A 20574-nucleotide genomic window follows, 5' to 3' on the forward strand; every position below is an offset into this window, starting at 1 on the left:
ACGGCCACCCGCACCACCCCCGCCCACGCCTGACCCCCATCCCCGGAACTGTGGAGCTCCCGGGGAACTCGTGTGGAACTCGTGTGGAGCGCGGCTCCGTAGCGTTGAACCCATGAACCGGAACCAGGAAGCAGGTGCGAAGACGGTGCGTCGCGCTCTCTACGTCCTGGTCCTGCTGGCCGCGGTCATGGTCACCCTGCCGAGCTTCTCGTCGGCCTCCTTCACGTCCTCCTCCACCGCCACCGGCACGGTCAGCGCGGCCGCCGACTGGACGCCCCCGACCGTCACGCTCACGTCCCCCGGCGCCGCCGTCCAGGGCACCGCGACGATCTCCGCCGAGGCGTCCGACTCGGGCCTGGGCGTCAAGGACGTCACGATCGAGTACGCCGTCGCCGGCTCGGGCACCTGGACCGCGCTGTGCACGGACGCCACGGCTCCGTACTCCTGCGCGTGGAACACCACGGCCCTCGCCGACGGCGCGTACGTGCTGCGCGCCCGCGCCACGGACCTGGCCGGCTACAGCACCACCACCGACGCCGTGCGCACCTCGATCGCGAACAAGCTCAGCGTCGTCATGACCGACCCGGGCGACGCGATCCGCGGCACGGTCGCGCTCTCGGCCACCGCGTACGGCACCGGCACCCTCTCCCCCACGGTCCGCCTGCAGTACCGCGCGACGGGGGCGCTCTCGTGGAGCACCGTCTGCTCCGGCGTCGCCGCGCCGTACACGTGCAACTGGAACACGGCCTCGGTCGCGTCGGGCTCGTACGAGTTCCGTGCGCAGCTGACCGCGGGCTCCACCACGGTCACCTCCGAGGTCGTCACGGACGTCGTCGTCGACAACGCCGCCCCGACCGTGACGATGACGGACCCCGGCACGCCCCTGAGCGGCTCGCGCACGTTCGCGGCCACCGCGTCGGACGCGCACTCGGGCGTCGCGTCCGTCGAGGTCCAGTACGCCGCGAGCGGCACCACGACGTGGAAGACGCTCTGCACGCGCACCGAGGAGCCGTGGTCCTGCCGCGTCGACACGACCTCGCTGCCCAACGGCACGTACTCCTTCCGCGCGGTCGCCACCGACCTCGCGGGCAACACGACCACCTCGGCCGCCGTCGCGAACCGCGTCGTCGACAACACGCTCTCGTCGGTCTCGCTGAACGACCCGGGCGAGCTGCTCGCCCGCACGGCCACGCTGTCGGCCACCGCCACCTCGACGGCCGGCGTCTCGTCCGTCCGCCTCCAGTACGCCCGCACCGGCACCACCACGTGGACCGACATCTGCACGATCGCGGCCGCGCCGTGGTCCTGCGCCTGGGACACGACGAAGGTCGCCAGCGCGGTCTACGACCTGCGGGCCGTCATGACCGACGGCCGCGGGCAGACGGTGACCTCGGCGATCGAGACCACCACGGTCGACAACAGCCCCATCGCGGGTGCCGACGTCCAGGCCACCAACGGCGCCGGCTCGGTCGCGGGGACGCTCGACGCGAACGACACGATCTCGTTCACCTACACGACCCAGATCAACCCCGCGTCGGTCCTGTCCGGCTGGAACGGCAGCGCCACGAACGTCCGGGTCCGCCTGCGCGACGGCGCCCTGATGTGGCGCCTCGGCTCGAGCGACGGCGTCGAGGTCTTCAACGCCTCCGGCTCGGCGGCGCTGGGCCTGGGCGAGGTCAACCTCAAGGGCGACTACGTGAAGTTCCGGACGGTGTTCTTCAACGCCACGATGACCGCCGACACCGTCACCGTGAACGGCCTGGACCGCACCGTCGTCACCGTCCGGCTGGGCAACCTCGCGAGCGGCTCGACGAGCGACCTCAAGACCGTGAGCACCGCCAGGACGATGGTCTGGTCGCCCACCAGCGCCGTCACGGACCTGTTCGGCAACCGCTCCTCCACGGCCACGGTCACCGAGTCCGGCCCGGCCGACCGGGACTTCTGATGCCGCGCCTGCGCACCACCGCCTCGCGCTGGGCCGCGGCGGCCATGCTCGCTCTCGGCATCCTGTTCGTGCAGCGGCTGGCGACCTCGACGACCCTCGTGTACTCGATCCTGTCGGGCGTGCTGGCGGTCGCCGCCGTGCTGAGCGGCGTCAAGATGCTGGCGCACAACTGCTTCGAGTCGCACCTGGTCGCCACCCTCGTGGTCGCGGCGACGGCCACGAGCACGCTGCTGGTGCTCACGGTCGGCATGCCCGGCGGCGGCTCGGCCGACCTCTCGGTCGTGCACGTCGGGTTGCTCGCGCTGAGCGCGGTGGTGCCGTTGCTGCTGTTGCAGGACGGTCGTGTGAGACGGGAGCATGCTCGGCGCACGCGTCGGCCCTATGCTCGATGAATCATGTCGACGCACGTGCTGGTCGTCGAGGACGACGACAAGATCGCCCCGCCCCTGGTCCGGACCCTCGAGCGTGAGGGCTACGACGTCGAGTGGGTCACCGAGGGAGGCCCCGCCGTCGAGCGGATCGCGTCCGGTGCCGTCGACCTCGTCCTGCTCGACCTCGGCCTGCCCGACATGGACGGCCTCGAGGTGTGCCGCCAGGCGCGCGACGGCGGGTTCAGCGGCGGCATCATCATCCTGACCGCACGTGGAGGCGAGCTCGATCGCGTCGTCGGCCTGGACGTCGGCGCCGACGACTACCTGGCCAAGCCCTTCGCGCTGGCCGAGCTGCTCGCCCGCGCCCGGGCGCTGCTGCGCCGCAGCACTCCCGTCGAGGTGGCCGCGGCGCCCGCCGCCGCACCTGCTCCCTCCGGCCTGCGCGTCGACGTCGCCGCCCGCCGCATCTGGGTGGGCGACTCCGAGGTCGCCGCCACGACCAAGGAGTTCGAGGTGCTCGCGCTGCTCGACGAGCAGCGCGGCGCCGTGGTGACCCGCGAGCGGCTGACCAACGAGGTCTGGGACGAGAACTGGTTCGGGTCCACCAAGATGGTCGACGCCACCGTCGGACGGCTGCGCCAGAAGCTCGAGGAGGCCGGCGCGCCCGTCCAGATCACGAACGTGCGCGGGGTGGGTTTCCGGCTCGAGGACCACGCCGGTGCGTGACCGCCTGGTCGCGACGCTCGTCGGCATGACGATCGCGATGCTCGCGCTGTACGGCATCCCCCGGGCGTACATGCTGGCCGACCTCGTCACCGGCTTCGAGACCCGCAGCGTCACCCGTGCCGCCGAGAACCTCTCGGTGGCGATCGACGAGCGTCGCAAGACCGGCGACCCGGTCACCGCCGACTACCTGCGGCGCTTCCTGCGCGACGGCGACACGCTCAGTTACCACCCCGCCAACGGTCCCGCCGTCGTGGCCGGCCCGGAGCGCGACGTGAGCAAGGACATCGTCCGGACACGCGACCTGACCGACGGCGGCACCCTGACCCTCTCGCGCTCGCGCGAGGAGATCGACCAGGAGATCTCCGCCGCCCTCACGCCGCTCATCCTCATCGGCCTGTCCCTGACGCTCGTCGCCGCGACGGTCGGCTTCGTGCTGGCTCGGCGCCTGTCGCGACCGTTCAAGGAGCTCGCCGACGAGGCCGACCGGCTCGGGCTGGGACACTTCGACGTCGATCCGCCGCACTACTCGATCCCCGAGGCCGAGGCGATCGCCGAGGCCCTGCGCAGCAGCTCGGACCGGCTCGGCGAGCTGGTCCGGCGCGAGCGCGAGTTCGCCTCGAACGCCTCGCACCAGCTGCGCACCCCGATCACGGCGCTGCGGCTCGAGCTCGAGGACCTCTCGCTGTGGCCGCAGACGCCGCCCGAGGTCGCCGACGAGCTCAACCGCTACCTGCCCGAGCTGGACCGGCTCAGCAGCGCGATCGACGAGCTGCTCGGCCTGGCCCGCGGGAACCGGCTCGGCGACGCGGTCGAGGTCAACCTGTGCGAGCTCGCCGACGACGTCGTCGACCGTTGGCGCCCGCAGGTGCAGGCCGCCGGCCACGAGCTGCGGCACGTCGCCCACGGGGCCGTCATGGCGCGCATCGTCCCCGGCCCGGTGCTGCAGATCCTCGATGTCCTGGTCGAGAACGCGGCCACGCACGGGACCGGCACGATCACGATCGAGGCGCAGGACATCGGCAAGTACGTGCGTCTCGTCGTCCGGGACGAGGGCCGGCGCACGATCGGCAACGAGGTCTTCCAGCGCGGCACGAGCCGCAAGGAGGACGGCGAGGGCGGACTCGGCCTGACCATCGCGGCCGACCTGGCGTCCACGATGGGCGGCTACCTCACGCTCACGGACGACGAGCACACGACGTTCGAGCTGCTGCTGCCCGGCTCCGTCGGCTCCTGACCGCTACGGCGCGAGCCGGTCGCGGCGCCAGCCGTCCGCGGTGCGGGTGTAGCGGAACCGGTCGTGCAGGCGGTTCTCGCGGCCGTGCCAGAACTCGAGCACCTGCGGCTCGATCCGGTAGCCGCCCCACGTCTCGGGCCGGCGCTGCGCGGCGCCCGTCGCCTCGGCTTCGTGCCAGCGGCGCTCCAGCTCGGCGCGGTCGGCGACGACCTGCGACTGCGGCGACGAGGCCGCGCTGATCCGGGCGCCCTCGGGACGCGCCAGGTAGTAGGCGTCGGACTCCTCGGGGTCGAGCCTCGTCACCGGCCCCTCGAGGCGGAGCTGGCGGTGCATCGGGTGCCACAGCATGACGGCCGCGGCACGCGGGTTCTGCGCGAGCTCACGGCCCTTGCGGGACTCGTAGCTGGTGAAGAAGACGGCACCGCGCTCGTCCAGCCCCTTGAGCAGGACGATGCGCACGGACGGCTCGCCGCCGGGGCTCGCGGTGGCCAGCGCCATCGCGTTCGGCTCGGGAACGCGCGCCGCGATCGCGTCGGCGAACCACGTGCTCGCCAGGGCCAGCGGGTCCTGCCCGGCGGCCTCCTCCTCGAGCCCGGTGCGCGCGTACTCGGTCCGCATGCGGGCCAGCTCGTCGCTCATGGGGCCACCGTATCCATCCGAGCGGACGACACCTCGATCAACGACCTCGAGACAGTGGGAGCCACGCCTGTGGACGAGCCGGTCGGCACGGCTCGCACCGACTACAGTGAAATATAAAGAACTAAAAAGAAGTAAAAGAAACGAGAAGGAGTCCCGTGCAGGAGCGCAATCCCTTCCGTCCGTCGTCCGGAAGCACGCCGCCGGTCCTCGCCGGCCGCGCCGAGATCCTCGACGAGCTCGAGCAGTCGCTGCACGAAGGCCCCGGAGCGCTGGGCCGGACGACCATCTTCACCGGTGGGCGCGGCGTGGGCAAGACCGTGCTGCTCACCGAGGTCGAGGACATCGCGCTGCGCGCCGGGTGGCTCACGATCAGCGAGACGGCCACGCCCGGTTTCCTGGTCAAGCTCGAAGAGCAGGTCGACCACCTCCTGGAGGAGCGCCGGCCCCGTCCCAAGCGGATCGTCACCGGCGCACAGGTCGCCGGCGTGGGTCTCACGAGCAGTGCGGTCCCGGAGATCGCCTCCACTCTGCGCCGCAAGGTGTCCGCTCTGCTCGACGTGCTGGAACACCACGGCAGCGGCCTGCTCATCACCCTCGACGAAGTGCACAACGCCGTCCGGGGCGAGATCCGCGAGCTCGCGGCCCTGAGCCAGCACCTCACGCGCGAGGACCGCCAGACCGCCGTGGTCCTGGCAGGCCTTCCCGCCGCCGTCAGCGGACTCCTCGGTGACGACGTCACCACCTTCCTTCGACGCGCGGACCGTCATGACCTCAAGACCGTCGACGAGGCCGATGTCGCGGACGCGATCGAGCGCCCTCTCACCGATGCGGGAGTCCGCATCGAGCCGGAGGCACTCGACCTGGCCGTCGACGCCACCGGCGGCTACCCCTTCATGATCCAGCTGGTCGGCTGGGAGCTGTGGCGCCGACGGGACGACGACGCCATCGACACCACCGCCGCTCGCACCGCCGTCGGACTGGCTCGTCGCCGACTGGGCAACCTCGTCCACGCCACCGCACTGGACGATCTGTCGGACGTCGACCGGACCTTCCTGCTGGCGATGGCGAAGGACGACCGGCCGTCCAGGATGGCGGACATCATCACTCGACTCGGCCCGAAGGTCACCCCTCAGTACGCGAACGTCTACCGCACGCGTCTCCTCGATGCCGGCATGATCCGCCAAGCCGGGCGTGGACGCGTCGACTTCGCCCTGCCGTACCTTCGCGAGTACCTCCGCGAGCACGCCGCGTCGCTCCTCATCGATTGAGCCGACCTGCCGCCTTTCTACGCATTCACGAGGCAGGGCACACTGGTCACATGACTCAAGTGCACCACGGACTGGAAGGCGTCGTAGCGTTCGAGAGCAAGATCGCCGAACCCGACAAGGAAGGCTCGGCACTGCGCTACCGCGGCGTCGACATCGATGATCTCGTCGGCCGGGTGCCGTTCGAGAAGATCTGGGGCCTGTTGGTCGACGGCTCCTACGAGCCGGGCCTGCCGCCCGCCGAGCCGTACCCCATCCCGGTGCACTCCGGTGACATCCGCGCCGACGTGCAGAGCGCGATCGCGCAGATGGCTCCCATCTGGGGCCTGCGCCAGCTGTACGACATCGAGACGCCCGAGCAGGTCCGCGACGACCTCGCCCGCACCGCCGTCATGGTGCTCTCCTACGTCGCCCAGGCCGCCCGCGGCCTCGGCAAGCCGATGGTGCCCCAGGCGCAGATCGACCAGTGCGACACGATCGTCGAGCGCATGCTGATGCGCTGGCGCGGCGAGGTCGACCCCAACCACGCCAAGGCCATCGACGCCTACCTGGTCTCGGCCGCCGAGCACGGCATGAACGCCTCGACCTTCACCGCCCGCGTCATCGCCTCCACCGGCGCCGACGTCGCGGCCGCCCTCTCGGGCGCCGTCGGCGCGATGTCCGGCCCGCTGCACGGCGGCGCCCCGTCGCGCGTCCTGCACATGATCGAGCAGGTCGAGAAGACCGGCGACGCCGAGGCGTACGTCAAGAACCTGCTGGACTCGGGCGAGCGCCTCATGGGCTTCGGCCACCGCGTGTACCGCGCCGAGGACCCCCGCGCCCGCACGCTGCGTCGCACGGCCAAGGAGCTCGCGGCTCCGCGCGCCGAGGTCGCCGAGGCGCTCGAGCAGGCCGCGCTCAAGGAGCTGCGCGAGCGCCGTCCCGACCGCGTCCTGGAGACGAACGTCGAGTTCTGGGCCGCGATCGTCCTGGACTACGCCGAGATCCCCGCGAACATGTTCACCGCGATGTTCACCTCCGCCCGCACCGCCGGCTGGAGCGCGCACATCCTCGAGCAGTACCAGACGGGCCGCCTGATCCGTCCGTCCGCGATCTACACCGGCCCCGCCGAGCGCAAGGCCGACGAGGTCGAGGGCTGGAACCCCGACTGGGCCGTCAAGGCCTGATCCTCACTCCCGTCGAACGGGGCGTCGCCACCGGCGGCGCCCCGTTTCGCGTCCCTGCAGCCCGGTGGTCGATCAGCAGGCGAGGAGCGAGCCGGATGCCTGCACCGCACGTGATCTCGATACACCGTCTCGCTGCGCTCGCCGGCACTCGATCACCGGTGATCGAGTAGCAGGCACGAGCGAGCCGGATGCCTGCACCAAACGTGATCTCGATACACCGTCTCGCTGCGCTCGCCGGCACTCGATCACCGGTGGTCGAGTAGCAGGCGAGGAACGAGCCGCGTATCGAGACCACCCGTGGCTCAGTCGAGGACCGTGCCCCACTCGATCACCGGTGGTCGAGTAGCAGGCGAGGAACGAGCCGCGTATCGAGACCACCGAGCCTCAGTCGGGGATCGTGCCCCGCTCGGCCTCGGTGAAGACGGCGTCGATGACGCGGTCGGCGGCGTGGCCGTCCTCGAGGCTGCCGAAGCGCTCGCGGAACGCGGCGAGCCGGTCGGCGTACTCGACCGCGAGCTCGTCGAGGCGCGCGACCGAGTCGATGACGGCGTCGCTCGTGCGCACCACCGGGCCGGGGGCGATCTCCTCGAGGTCGACGTAGAAGCCGCGCAGGTCGTCGCGGTAGTGCTCCAGGTCGTACACGAACGAGATGATCGGCCGGCCCGTCTGGGCGTAGTCGAACATGATCGACGAGTAGTCCGTCACGAGCGCGTCGGCCACGAGCAGCAGGTCCTGCGTGTCCGGGTACTTCGAGACGTTGACGATGCTCGGATCGAGGTCCTTGGGCCAGGTGAACTTCACGAGCGGGTGCAGCCGCACGAGCAGCGTCGTGTCGTGCCCCAGCTTCTCGGCGAACCGGCCGAGGTCGAGCGCCATGTCGTGCGACCAGGCGCCGGAGGCACCGGCGGCCCGGCCGTCGTCGCGGAAGGTCGGCGCGTAGAGCACGACCTTGCGGTCGGGCGCGAGGCCCAGGCGCAGGCGGGTCTCCTCGGCACGACGGCGGCCCTTCTCGGTGTGGAAGACGTCGTTGCCCGGGTAGCCGGACTCGATGATCGGGCCGTCCCAGCCGAAGGCGCTGCGGAAGCACTCGCTCGCGTACGGGCTCGGCGAGACGAGGCTGGACCAGCGGTCGACCAGCTCCTGCGCCTTCTGGTGGTAGTCGTCGGCGCGGCCGTGCATGACCGGGACGTCGTTCTGCATGCGCTTGAGCGGCGTGCCGTGCCACGTCTGCAGGTAGTGCGTGCCCCGCGGGCGCTTGCACAGGTCGTGCACGTTCTGGTTGAACACCCAGTACTTGGCCCGGGACATCGTCCAGAAGTAGCGCGGCGTGAGGCGGAAGACCTTCTTCGAGCCCGGCGGCACGCGCAGCGTGGAGTTGTTGACGTACACGAGCTCGAGGGGCGTGCCGCGCTCGTGCAGCCGCTCGAACAGCGCGCGGGGGCTGCCGCCGTAGGCGCTGCCGCGATCGCTCTCGAAGACCGCCATGTCGCGGCGCGGCAGGAGGCTGCCGAAGCGGAACAGCCAGCCCATGACGCGGTAGTAGTGCCGGCCCGCACGGAAGCGCCGGTAGGCCTCGCGCACACCGCGGCGGTTGCGCAGGCGCAGCAGCCGCGTCGACAGGCCGTCGGCCTCGCGGACCATGTCGTAGTTGCGCTGGCAGTAGCCGGTGTGAGGCAGCTCGAGGTACTTGCGGGCCCGCGCGGCGTACTGCTCGGTGAGCACGAACCCGCGGTCGGCGGACGCGGCGATCTCGGCGGCCATGTCGGACGCGCGATGCGCGATCGGGCCGGGCAGCTCGGTGACGGCGTCGACGAACGGGACGCGCGCCCCGGTGAGCACGCTGTCGTCGAAGCGGAAGAAGAACACGGGCCGGCCCAGGAACGCGGCGTCCCACGCGACGCTGGAGTAGTCCGTGACGAGCGCGGCGCTCGTGCGGATGAGGTCCTGCACGTCCGCGTCGCGCGGCGCGATGGTGATGCCCTCGAGCGGCAGGTCGTCGACGAGCGCGCGCAGGTTCGGGTGCAGGACCAGAAGGATCTCGACGCCCTGCTCGTCGCGCAGGCGCTGGACCTGCGGGTCGGTCAGGAACTCCTTCCAGTTCGCGAGGTACTTGCTCTCGAGCACCGACTCGCGGCTGGCCAGCCAGTCGCGCCACGTCGGCATGACGAGCAGGCGGCGCTGGACCTTCGGCTCGCCCTCGAAGAGCGCGTCGAAGCGGGCGAAGCCGGTGACCTTGACCTGCGACGGGAAGAAGTCGAGGTCCTCGATGAAGATCTGCCGCTCGGCGGCGGAGTTCACGACGACCCGGTCCGGCGGCATCTCCTGCATGTGGAGGCGGCCGTAGTTGAGCCGCACGTTCTTCATGCCGGTGACGCCGTGCTGCAGGAAGATGCGCAGCCCCTTCGCGTGCCGGGCCAGGCGGGCCGAGCGCGAGGCGTGGAGGTACTCGGCGTGGTGGCTGCCGACGAGGCGCGACGCCAGCACCGAGTACCGGATGTGCTCGCGCGAGCGGGTCGTGACGACGTTGCCGAGCGGCTCGACCTTGGCGCGGTCGGGCGAGTCGGCGTCGATCACGTAGTAGGCGCGGCGCTCGGGGTGCGTGCGGCGGATCCAGCGGAACAGCTGGAAGCCGTTGTCCTGGGCCTTGTACGGCGCCTCCCCCACGAGCCAGATGCCGGTGAACGGCCGGATCGGCGCGAGCAGCCACGCCCAGCGCGTCAGGCGGCGCAGGTACGCGTGGTTCTCGGTGGTGAAGCGCTCGGTCCAGAACGCCAGCCGCTTGCCGCGGAACGTCAGGTACGGCACCCACAGGTCGACGTGGCGGCCCGTCGCGGCGGGGACCGGCAGGTCCTTGAGCCGCGCCTTCGGGAAGTCCTTCTGGAACAGCAGCACGCGCGACGGCACGTCGAACCCGTCGATGTCGACGGCCAGCGTGGGGTCGATGATCCCCTCGCGCTCGTCCTCGCCCGCGCCGGTGGGCCGGATGTCGAACGCGATCCGGTACGAGTACAGCCCGTAGCGCTCGGTGGCGTCGAGCGGCTCGATCGTGACGGGCAGGTCCTCGATCGTGTCTTGAAAGCGTCGTCCCAGCCGGAACGCGATCGAGCGGGCCGGCCGCGAGAACGTGTTCAGGACGAGCTCGCCGCGGATGCCGTGGGGGCCCACCTCGAGGCGGTGACCTTCGACCTCCCAGCGCTTGATCGGCTTGAACGCGTACCGGACCGAGACGTTGCCCTGGTCGGTCACGTGGGTCCAGGCGTGGGCCGGCTCGCCGAACAGCGACGCCGCCCCCTCGACCTCGATGTACTCCATGGCGGCCGTGGTGTCGGTGTGGGCGAAGCGACCCAGCCGCGTCTCACGCCCGGAGTCGAGCTCGAGGAACAGGTCGAAACGGCCCGCCGCGCGGCCGCCGGCCTCCCACAGCTCGGCCGGGTCGAGCGTGAAGGCGAAGCGGCGGTCGGGCGACTGCTCGACGCGCGCGACGATCGTGCCGAGCCGGGTGGCCGGCCGGACGACGAGGGCGACGACGCGGGGCTCGCGCAGCTCCCCGCGGTAGGTGATCAGCCCGTCGGCGTGCTGGACGACCAGCGACAGGTTCGGGCTGGGGGCCGGGCCCCGGCCCAGGGCGCGGCGCGCGCGGTCCTTCAGGCGCTCGGGGACCATCGCCACGACGCGGCGACGCACTCGACCCACGTCAGGCATGCTCTCCTCGACTCCCAGCTCGGCGTTCGGTGCTGCGCGCACGGCGCGATTCTCGAGTCTAGTGGGGCGGTCCCTCCCGGGCTCGCAGCCCCGCGAGCGCAGGCCGTCCCGGGCGCTCTGGGCGGACGCCGGTATCGTGGTGCGGTGCCCGCCAGCCCGCCCCGTGACCGATTCAGGGCCGAGATCGCCGCCCTCCGCGCCGTCGCCGTGCTGTTCGTGGTCCTGTTCCACCTGTGGCCCGGCCGCCTGCCCGGCGGCTACGTCGGCGTCGACGTCTTCTTCGTCATCTCCGGCTTCCTCATCACGGGACACCTGCTGCGCGAGACCGAGCAGACGGGGCGCATCAGCCTGTCGAGGTTCTGGGCCCGCCGCGCCCGCCGCCTGCTGCCCGCCGCGTACCTCGTGCTCGCGACGAGCGCGCTCGCGGTCTGGCTGTGGATGCCGCTCATGGACTGGCGCCAGAACTTCAAGGAGATCATCGCGTCGGCGCTGTACGTCCAGAACTGGGCGCTGGCCGCGGACTCCGTCGACTACCTCGCCGCCGCCGAGGATCCGACCGCCGTCCAGCACTACTGGACCCTGTCGATCGAGGAGCAGTTCTACCTCGTGTGGCCGCTGCTCGTGCTGCTCGCCGTCGTCATCGCGGCGCGCCTGGGCCGCTCGCGCCGGCTCGTCCTGGCGATCGTGCTGGGCACCGCGACGATCGCGAGCCTGGCGTACTCGCTGTGGATCACCCAGGCCAACCCGCCGGCCGCCTACTTCGTCACGCCCGCCCGCGCCTGGCAGTTCGGCTCCGGCGCGCTGCTGGCGCTGTGGATGGGCAGCGCGACCGTCCGGCGCGGCCGGGTCGGCGCGCTCGTGTCGTGGGCCGGCTTCGCCGCCCTGGCCTGGTGCGCGCTCGTCTACGACGGCAGCACGCCGTTCCCCGGCACCGCCGCCCTCGTCCCGGTGCTCGGCACCGTCGCGGTCATCTGGGCCGGCGAGCCCGCCAGCCGGCTGGCGCCCACGCCGCTCATGCGCACGCGCGCGACGCACACCCTCGGCGAGATCTCGTACTCGATGTACCTGTGGCACTGGCCGCCGATCGTGATCCTGCCGTTCATCCTGGGCCACGAGCTGGGCTTCTGGCCGCGCGTCGGCATCCTGGTGTTCACGATCGTCGCGTCGTGGGCCACGAAGCGGTGGGTCGAGGACCCGGTCCGCTTCACGCACCGCTTCGGCCTGCGCCGCCCCGCCATCACCGGCCTGGCCACGCTGGTCGGCGCGGGCCTGCTCGTCGCGGGCTCGCTCGCGGGCCACCAGTCCGCCGTCGCCGCCGAGAACCGCGCGACGCAGGTCGCCGAGGAGCTGACCGAGGACGCGCCGCCGTGCTTCGGCGCCGCCTCGCGCAACCCGGACAAGGAGTGCCACAACCCCGAGCTCGACGGTCAGCTGATCCCCACGCCCGAGGCCGTCACCGAGGACTACGCCAGCGGCTTCCCCGGCTGCTTCGCCGGCGTCCACGACACCGAGCTCAACGACTGCACGTTCGGCGACCTCTCGGACCGGTCCCTGCCCCACGTCGTCCTCGTGGGCGACTCGCACGCCCGGTCGTTCCTGCCGGCGCTGGCCCGCATGGCCGACCAGAAGCTCATCACGCTCTCGGCCCAGCTCAAGAGCAGCTGCGCGTGGACGCGCGACCCGATCGACCACGAGGACCCGCTGCGCGTCAGCAGCTGCCAGGAGTGGAAGAAGGGCCTGCAGGACTGGCTCCTCGAGAAGGCGCCCACCACCGACCTCATCCTCACGACGGGCTACGCCAAGATGCTCGGCGGCTCGGAGTCCGAGCGCGTCGAGAGCATGGAGGCGGCCTGGAAGCCGATCCTGCGCGAGGGCGTCAAGGTCGTCGCCGTCCGCGACAACCCGCGTCACCCCCGCACGCCGCAGAAGTGCCTGTCGCAGCTCGACGAGATCACGCCCGACGCGTGCGGCATCAGCCGCAAGGAGGGCCTGGGCTACTTCGACGCGTTCGCCGCGACGGGCCGCCAGGTCGACGGCGCGCAGGTCCTCGACCTGACGGACTTCTACTGCGACGAGGACGAGTGCCCCTCGATCATCGGCGGCGTGAACGTCTACCGCGACAACTCGCACCTGAGCGTGACGTACGTGCGCACGCTGACGCCGTTCGTGTACCGCCAGCTGGTCGGCATGGGCGCCCTGCCGCGCCAGTCCTGATCGCACCCGGCCCCGGAGACGACGATGCCGCGGCGCCTCATCACCCCCCCGAGGCGATGTGGCGACGCGGCGGTCGCTGTTCCAAACCCTAACCCATGATCTAGTTCTTTGGAACTAGACCGGGCCGCGGTGGGACTGTGGCACCGGCCACGCCGTCGCGGCCTCAGCCCAGCGAGACGAGCTCGCTCGTGTCGTCCCACGGCAGCTCGTCGACCACCGCCGTGACCGTCAGGCGGTTGAGGTTGACCGCCGCATGGTGCTGCGACAGGAACGCCGTCTCGGACGCGTCCAGCCCCGTCGCGATGCGCAGCATCGACTGGCGCGGAGCGAGCGAGGTGCCGTCCACGACGCACCAGCGGTCCTCGATCCACGCCTCGGCGACGGCGTGGAAGTCCATCGGCTGCAGGCCGGGCGCGTAGACGGACACGAGCCGCGCGGGGACGTCGCGCGCCCGCAACAGCGCAACCACGAGGTGGGCGTAGTCGCGGCACACGCCCTGGCGCTTGAGCATCGTCTGCACGGCGCCGTCGGTGTGCTGGCTGCTGCCGGGCACATAGGACAGGTGCCGCCCGACCCATGCCGTCACGGCGTCGAGCAGCTCCTTGCCGGACAGTCCCTCGAACTCGGCGCGGGCGATCGCGTAGAGCGAGTCCGACTCCGCGTAGCGGCTCGGCCGGCGGTACTCGATGATGTCGAGCTCCTCGGTCGCGATGGGCGCGGCGTGGCCCACGACGACGGCCTCGTAGTCGATGGTGACGGGACCGGCGGGCGCGTCGATGCGGTGCAGCCGGGCCTCGTGGCGGCCGGCCACCTCGCGCGCCTCGAGCGCCGTGCCGTTCTGCAGGACGGTCAGCGTCTCGCGCTCGGGGGTCACGTTCCCCGCGACGGCGACCGAGAGGACGAGGTCGGCGCGGTCGAACGCGTAAAGCTCGAGGTGGGAGGTGACGGTGCGCTTCACCGCACCAGCGTGTCACGCGCGTGGTGGGCCCGCGCTCCGGATCAGGCGTCGAAGGCCTGCAGGATCTCGTCGGCCGCGGCGGCCGGCGAGAGGGACCCGCCGAGCACGTCGTCGCGCACCTTCGCGCGGACCGCGGCGACGGTCTCGTCCGTCGCGAGCCGCTGCTCGATCTCGTCGCGCACGAGGGTCCAGGTGAAGTCGAGGCGCTGCTGGGCGCGCTTCTCGTCGACGCCGCGGTGGCCCATGAACTCGCGGTGGCGCAGGATTCGGCTCCAGACGGTGTCGATGCCCGAGCCCTCGAGCGCCGAGCAGGTCAGGACGGGCGGGACCCAGTCCTGCGTACCGGCGTAGACCAGGCGCAGCGCCCCGGCCAGCTCGCGCGCGGTGCTCTCGGCCTCGCGGGCACGCTCGCCGTCCGCCTTGTTGACCGCGATGACGTCGGCGATCTCGAGGATGCCCTTCTTGATGCCCTGCAGCTGGTCGCCGGTGCGGGCGAGGGTGAGAAACAAGAAGGTGTCGACCATGCCGGCGACCGTGATCTCGGACTGGCCCACGCCGACGGTCTCGACCAGCACGACGTCGTACCCGGCGGCCTCGAGGATCGTCAGGGCCTGGCTCGTCGCGCGGGCAACGCCGCCCAGGCTGCCGGCGCTGGGCGACGGCCGGATGTACGCGTTTGGGTCGGTCGAGAGGCGGACCATGCGGGTCTTGTCGCCGAGCACGGAGCCGCGCGTGCGGACGCTGGACGGATCGACGGCGAGCACGCCGACGCGGTGCCCGCGGCCGGTCAGGTGCACGCCGAGCGCTTCGATGAACGTCGACTTGCCGACGCCGGGGACGCCCGAGATGCCGACGCGAACCGCTCCCCCGACCTTCGAGTCGGGCGCCGACGTCAGCTCCGCGAGCAGCTCGCGGGCTGCGGCGCGGTGGTCGGCGCGGCGCGACTCGACCATCGTGATGGCCCGGGAGATCGCGGCTCGCCTGCCCGCACGGATGCCCTCGATCAGCTCGCTCAGGTCCACGCCAGCATCGTAGCCAGCGCTCACCCGGTGGCGACCGCGGCGGTGAGGCCGAGGTCGGCGAGGGCGGCCGCGACGTGCGCGTGCAGGCCTCCGCGGTCGAGCGCGACGCCCACCCGGTGCGCGGCGACCGACAGGTAGACGCGGCCGAGGGCGCGGCCGCTGAGGACGTAGAGCTGACCCCCGATCCGGTCGAGGTCGGCCACGCTCTGGCCGGGCTCGGCGAGGCGGACCCAGAAGTCGTCGGGATCGGCGCCGTCGATGCGCAGCACCGGATGGTCGACGTCGCCGTGGTTGGAGCAGCCGACCGGACGCGACCCGGAGCCCATCGCGAGCCCCTCCCCCGCCCGCACGACGAACCGCGGCGTGAGCGGCACGAGCGGCAGCACGGCGGTCACGTCGTGTGCGCGCCCGGCCCGCCCGGCAAGCGCGGCCTTGGTCGCGGCCCGCAGCCGCGTGAGGTCGCGGTCGAGCCCGGACGGGTCGACGACGACCTGGACCGAGTCGAGCGCGTTGCCGCGGGTGTCGCCCTCGACGCGCGTGCTGACCGGCACGGCGAGCGTCACCCGGCCCTGCGCGTCGGTGCGCCCCAGCCGCTGCGCGAGGGTCGCCGCGAACGCCGCGACGAGCGTGTTGCTCGTGCCGCCGAGCCGCTCCGCCGCCGCGTCCCACGCCGACTGCTCGACCCGCACGCACGCCGCGGGCGCGCGGTACCGCCCGCCCTGTCCGCGAGTGGCGCGAATCCGCCCCCCACTCGCCGAGTGGCGGGCATCCTTGCGCCACTCGCGACCCCGCTTTGCGCCACTCGGCTCGGTCCGCGCCACCCGGACCCCCGCCACCACGGCGCGCACCACCGACGGCAGGCTGCGGACGAGGTCGAAGAGGTCGGACCAGAGCACGTCGCGTCGACGCACCGTGCCGCGGACGGGGTGGTCGGGCCGCCGCCGCACACCGCGCACCGCGTCGGCGATGGCCTGCAGCTTCGCCATCCCGTCACCCAGCGTGTGCCCCGTCGCGAGCGTGACCGCGATGCCGCCGTCGTCCAGCGGCAGCACGCCGAGCCGCCAGCCGGGTCCGTGCTCGGGGTCGAGGCCGCGCTCACCCAGCTCGTCGGTCCAGTCCTGGATCGCGGCGCGCGGGCGCGGCGTCGGCTCGACCTCGATCGGCGGGACGGCGTCGAGCGCCACCCAGCGATGGCGCCCGCCGGGCACCGGGGACGGCTGGACCAGCCGGCCCAGCAGCGTCCCCGCGAGCCGCTCGTTGAACCGCTCGAGCGCGTCGAGGTCGACCGGCCGGTCGTAGACCCACGTCAGGTACGTGCACGGCTGGTGCCCCAGCGCGCGCAGGCCCAGGAACGAGCCCTGGTCCATCAGGTCGAGGCGGTCGTCCACCCCCGCAGGCTAGTGCAACAGCCAGTTACACGTCACGCCTGCGAGGCGCGCAGCTTCTCCAGCAGGTCCAGCGCGGAGTCGGCGATGACCGTGCCCGGGAGGAACACCTCGGCGGCGCCCATCTCCTTGAGCGTCGGCACGTCGTCCGGCGGGATCACGCCACCGATCACGACCATGATGTCGTCGCGACCCTGCTCGGCCAGCGCCTGCTTCAGCGCGGGCAGCAGCGTGAGGTGACCCGCCGCGAGGGAGGAGACGCCCACGACGTGGACGTCGGCGTCCACGGCCTGCTGGGCGACCTCCTCCGGCGTCGAGAACAGCGGGCCCACGTCGACGTCGAAGCCCATGTCGGCGAACGCCGTGACGATGACCTTCTGGCCCCGGTCGTGGCCGTCCTGGCCCATCTTCGCCACGAGGATGCGGGGACGGCGACCCTCGGCGCGCTCGAACTCGTCGGTGGCCTCGATCACGCGGGCGATGTTGCCCGACTGGCCGGCCTCGGTGCGGTACACACCCGAGATCGTACGGATGACGGCCTGGTGGCGCCCGTAGACCTTCTCGAGGGCGTCGCTGATCTCGCCGACGGTCGCCTTGGCGCGCGCGGCGTTGACCGCGAGCTCGAGTAGGTTGCCGTCGAGCGAGCCGTCGCGGCTGGCGCCGCGCTCGGCCGAGTTGGTCAGGGCCTCGAGCGCCGACCGCACGTCGTCGTCGTTGCGCTCGGCGCGCAGGCGCTCGAGCTTGGCGATCTGCGACGCGAGCACGGCCTTGTTGTCGACCTTGAGGACCTCGAAGGGCTCCTCGTCGGGGACGCGGTACGTGTTGACACCCACGACGACCTGCTGGCCTGAGTCGATGCGCGCCTGCGTGCGGGCGGCCGCCTCCTCGATGCGCATCTTCGGGATGCCCTCATCGATCGCCTTGGCCATGCCGCCGGCGGCCTCGACCTCCTGGATGTGCGCCCAGGCGCGGTTCGCCAGGTCGTGCGTCAGCTTCTCGACGTAGTACGAGCCGGCCCACGGGTCGATCGTCTGCGTCGTGCCCGACTCCTGCTGCAGCAGCAGCTGGGTGTTGCGGGCGATGCGGGCGCTGAAGTCGGTCGGCAGGGCGATCGCCTCGTCGAGCGCGTTCGTGTGCAGGCTCTGCGTGTGGCCCTGCGTCGCGGCCATCGCCTCGATCGCGGTGCGCTGGACGTTGTTGTAGACGTCCTGCGCCGTCAGGCTCCAGCCCGAGGTCTGCGAGTGCGTGCGCAGGCTCAGCGACTTGGGGTTCTTCGGGTCGAAGTCGCTCACCAGGCGGGCCCACAGGGCACGCGCGGCGCGCAGCTTCGCGACCTCCATGAAGAAGTTCATGCCGATGGCCCAGAAGAAGCTCAGCCGTGGCGCGAACGCGTCGATGTCCAGGCCCACGTCGAGGCCCGCGCGGATGTACTCGACGCCGTCGGCCAGCGTGTACGCCAGCTCGAGGTCGTTCGTCGCCCCGGCCTCCTGGATGTGGTAGCCTGAGATCGAGATCGAGTTGAACCGCGGCATCTTCGCCGCCGTGTACGCGAAGATGTCGGAGATGATCCGCATCGACGGCGCCGGCGGGTAGATGTACGTGTTCCGGACCATGAACTCCTTGAGGATGTCGTTCTGGATGGTCCCGGCCAGCTGCTCGGGCTTCACGCCCTGCTCCTCGGCCGCCACGATGTAGAGCGCCAGCACCGGCAGCACGGCGCCGTTCATCGTCATCGAGACGCTCATGCGGTCGAGCGGGATGCCCTCGAACAGCGTGCGCGTGTCGTAGATCGAGTCGATCGCGACGCCCGCCATGCCCACGTCGCCGACGACGCGCGGGTTGTCGGAGTCGTAGCCGCGGTGGGTCGCCAGGTCGAACGCGACCGACAGGCCCTTCTGGCCGGCGGCCAGGTTGCGGCGGTAGAACGCGTTGGACTCCTCGGCGGTGGAGAAGCCCGCGTACTGGCGGATCGTCCACGGCTGCGTCGTGTACATCGCGGGGTACGGGCCGCGCAGGAACGGCGTCAGGCCCGGGTACGTGTCGAGCGCGTCGAGGCCCTCGAGGTCGTCCGGCGTGTACAGCCGCTTGACCTCGATGCCCTCGGGGCTCTGCCAGGGCTCCCCCGCGAAGCTCTTCGGAGTACTCACTTCTTCAGCTCCTCTCGCAGGCCGCGCAGGAAGGCCAGCGCATCGAGCCCCATCGCGACCGAGGCGTCCTGGCCCAGGTCGGCCTTGCCCGCCACGACGACGTGGCGGGCGCCGTTCGCGCGCAGCGCGGTGACGACCTCAGCGCCCCACTCCTCGTACGTGGCGTCGGTGCCGGCCACGCACACGACCGGCGGCGCGCCGGCCTCGCGGTAGCCGTCGACGACCTCGTCGACGTTGGCCGTGGCGCCGGCCGCGCCGACGCCGATGCCGCCGGCGGCCAGCAGGTTGGTCGCGAACGTGGCGCGTGCGGTGTGCGCCGCGATCGGGCCGAGCGTGGCGAGGAAGACCGGCTGCGGCGCCGGCTCGTCGCGCATCTGCTCGAACTCGCCCGCGTAGCGGAACACGTCCGGCTCGACGGGGTACGGCGCGCGCTCGGGCAGCTTCTCGGCCAGGTTCGGGAACTCGCTCACGCCCGTGATCGGCCGCTTGCGCTGGGCGATCTGCAGGGCGCGGTCGGAGCGGACCGCCTCGACGAGCGGCGCGATGCGCTCGGCGGCGGCGTCCAGGTCGGCGACGCCCTCGAGCTCGTCGAGGCCGTCGAGCTCGGCGAACAGCTCCCACGACGCCATCGCGAGGTCGTCGGTCAGCTTCTCGACGGCGTACGACCCGCCGGCCGGGTCGACGACCTTGGCGACGTGCGACTCGTGGATGAGCAGGCTCGAGGTGTTGCGCGCGATCCGGCGGCTGAACGGCGTGGGCAGGCCCAGCGGCTCGTCGAACGGCAGGATCGTGATCGCGTCCGCGCCGCCGACGCCCGCGGCGAAGCCGGCGACCGTGGTGCGGAGCATGTTCGTGTAGGAGTCGTAGCGCGCCATCATGGGGCGCGACGTGACGGCGTGCTGGCGCTGCGCGCGCGCCTCCTCGCCGATCCCGCTGATCTCGCCGACCCGGTTCCACAGGGCGCGGGCGGCGCGCAGCTTGGCGATCGTCGTGAACTGCTCGTCGGTGGCGGCGTAGCGGAACTCCAGCTGCTGCGCGGCCTCGTCGGTGGTCAGCCCGGCGGACTCGAGCGCGCGCAGGTACGTGACCGCGAGCATCATCGACCAGGCCAGCTCCTGGACGTCCGAGGCGCCCTGGTCGTGCAGGCCGGACGCGTCGACGACGACACCGCGCACACCGGCGTCCTTCGCCAGCCGGGCGACGCGCACGATCGTGTCGAGGTCCGTGCCGGAGGCGCCGAGGTTGGTCAGGTGGTGCGGCTCCGTGCCCTTGTCGCGACAGACCGCGAGGAACGCCTCGGCCGCGGCGACCGGGTCCTCGGGGCAGTCCAGCACGACGGGCGCGAGGTCGAGGAAGACCGGCTCGAGCAGCTCGGGCAGGCGGTCGACGGCGATGCCGCGCTCGCCGAGCGTGAGCCACAGCGAGTTGCCGCCGTTCTCCAGCTCGGTGACGAGGTGCTCGGCCGTCGTCGCGGGATCGGTGAACCAGCCGCGCACGTCCCAGCCGTCGAGCTCGGGATCGCCCGTGCCGGAGCCGCGCGTGTACGGCGCCTCGCCCGGCAGGCCGGTCTCGGGCAGGTCGGCCACGAGCGCGGGCGTGCCGAGCGGCGTGATGCTCAACCCGTCGAGCGTGGTGGTGGACAGCTTGGTCCACACGTCGGAGTCGGGGGCGTCCTCGGCGAGCCGGCGGGTCTTGCGCAGGACGGCGGCGGTGGCCTTCTCCCACTCCGCCTGGTCGTGCGCGATCCCCTCGGCCAGGGGCACCGTGGGCTGGTCTGCTGCCATGGGTCGCATCGTAACC

Annotated in this window: 14 protein-coding genes; 7 read left to right on the forward strand and 7 right to left on the reverse strand. The window is 72.0% G+C overall.

Annotation, left to right across the window (positions count from 1 at the left end):
* Positions 1–112 precede the first annotated feature (112 nt).
* From AB3M81_RS15235 to AB3M81_RS15250, 4 genes are read left to right on the forward strand one after another with little or no spacing between them, the layout of a single operon-like run.
* Entirely contained in the window at positions 113–1945 is a 1833-nt protein-coding gene (locus AB3M81_RS15235; protein WP_412904773.1) for an Ig-like domain-containing protein, read from the forward strand.
* Complete coding sequence (locus tag AB3M81_RS15240; RefSeq protein ID WP_412904774.1) at positions 1945–2337, forward strand: hypothetical protein; 393 nt, start codon at positions 1945–1947, stop codon at positions 2335–2337. The genes AB3M81_RS15235 and AB3M81_RS15240 overlap by 1 nt, the downstream gene beginning before the upstream one ends.
* A gap of 3 nt (positions 2338–2340) precedes the next feature.
* The gene (locus AB3M81_RS15245; protein WP_412904775.1) at positions 2341–3042 is read left to right on the forward strand and encodes a response regulator transcription factor; all 702 of its coding nucleotides are present in this window, start codon (positions 2341–2343) and stop codon (positions 3040–3042) included.
* The gene (locus AB3M81_RS15250) at positions 3035–4276 is read left to right on the forward strand and encodes a sensor histidine kinase (protein WP_412904776.1); all 1242 of its coding nucleotides are present in this window, start codon (positions 3035–3037) and stop codon (positions 4274–4276) included. Before AB3M81_RS15245 ends, AB3M81_RS15250 begins: the two co-directional genes overlap by 8 nt.
* Positions 4277–4279: 3 nt before the next feature.
* Here the strand turns inward: AB3M81_RS15250 and pdxH are convergent, their stop codons facing one another.
* Positions 4280–4915, reverse strand: coding sequence for a pyridoxamine 5'-phosphate oxidase (gene pdxH, locus AB3M81_RS15255; protein WP_412904777.1), 636 nt, complete (start codon positions 4913–4915; stop codon positions 4280–4282).
* A 155-nt stretch (positions 4916–5070) separates the two neighbouring features.
* Here pdxH and AB3M81_RS15260 point away from each other — a divergent pair, with 155 nt between their 5' ends.
* Together AB3M81_RS15260 and AB3M81_RS15265 are read left to right on the forward strand one after the other, a co-directional pair.
* A complete protein-coding gene (locus AB3M81_RS15260) occupies positions 5071–6183 on the forward strand; it encodes an ATP-binding protein (RefSeq protein ID WP_412904778.1) in 1113 nt (370 codons plus the stop codon).
* Between the two features lie 50 nt (positions 6184–6233).
* Positions 6234–7346, forward strand: a complete 1113-nt coding sequence (locus tag AB3M81_RS15265; protein ID WP_412904779.1) for a citrate synthase 2 — start codon at positions 6234–6236, stop codon at positions 7344–7346.
* Positions 7347–7730: 384 nt separating this feature from the next.
* On the opposite strand, the gene AB3M81_RS15270 is transcribed toward AB3M81_RS15265, so the two are convergent.
* The gene (locus AB3M81_RS15270) at positions 7731–11090 is read right to left on the reverse strand and encodes a CDP-glycerol glycerophosphotransferase family protein (RefSeq protein WP_412904780.1); all 3360 of its coding nucleotides are present in this window, start codon (positions 11088–11090) and stop codon (positions 7731–7733) included.
* 102 nt (positions 11091–11192) lie between these two features.
* Here AB3M81_RS15270 and AB3M81_RS15275 point away from each other — a divergent pair, with 102 nt between their 5' ends.
* On the forward strand, positions 11193–13262 hold the full coding sequence (locus tag AB3M81_RS15275) for an acyltransferase family protein (RefSeq protein WP_412904781.1): 2070 nt from the start codon (positions 11193–11195) through the stop codon (positions 13260–13262).
* 163 nt (positions 13263–13425) lie between these two features.
* On the opposite strand, the gene AB3M81_RS15280 is transcribed toward AB3M81_RS15275, so the two are convergent.
* Genes AB3M81_RS15280 through AB3M81_RS15300 form a run of 5 tightly spaced genes read right to left on the reverse strand, consistent with a single transcriptional unit; the run spans position 13426 to position 20558 of the window.
* Entirely contained in the window at positions 13426–14220 is a 795-nt protein-coding gene (locus AB3M81_RS15280) for a transglutaminase-like domain-containing protein (protein ID WP_412904782.1), read from the reverse strand.
* A gap of 41 nt (positions 14221–14261) precedes the next feature.
* Entirely contained in the window at positions 14262–15242 is a 981-nt protein-coding gene (meaB, locus tag AB3M81_RS15285; RefSeq protein WP_412904783.1) for a methylmalonyl Co-A mutase-associated GTPase MeaB, read from the reverse strand.
* Positions 15243–15262: 20 nt separating this feature from the next.
* Positions 15263–16630, reverse strand: a complete 1368-nt coding sequence (locus AB3M81_RS15290; protein WP_412904784.1) for a hypothetical protein — start codon at positions 16628–16630, stop codon at positions 15263–15265.
* Positions 16631–16662: 32 nt separating this feature from the next.
* Positions 16663–18774, reverse strand: a complete 2112-nt coding sequence (scpA, locus tag AB3M81_RS15295) for a methylmalonyl-CoA mutase (protein WP_412904785.1) — start codon at positions 18772–18774, stop codon at positions 16663–16665.
* The gene (locus tag AB3M81_RS15300; RefSeq protein WP_412904786.1) at positions 18771–20558 is read right to left on the reverse strand and encodes a methylmalonyl-CoA mutase family protein; all 1788 of its coding nucleotides are present in this window, start codon (positions 20556–20558) and stop codon (positions 18771–18773) included. Before AB3M81_RS15300 ends, scpA begins: the two co-directional genes overlap by 4 nt.
* Between the last annotated feature and the right edge of the window lie 16 nt (positions 20559–20574).

Origin of the sequence: Aeromicrobium jepli (assembly GCF_047246605.1) — a bacterium.
GTDB lineage: Bacteria > Actinomycetota > Actinomycetes > Propionibacteriales > Nocardioidaceae > Aeromicrobium.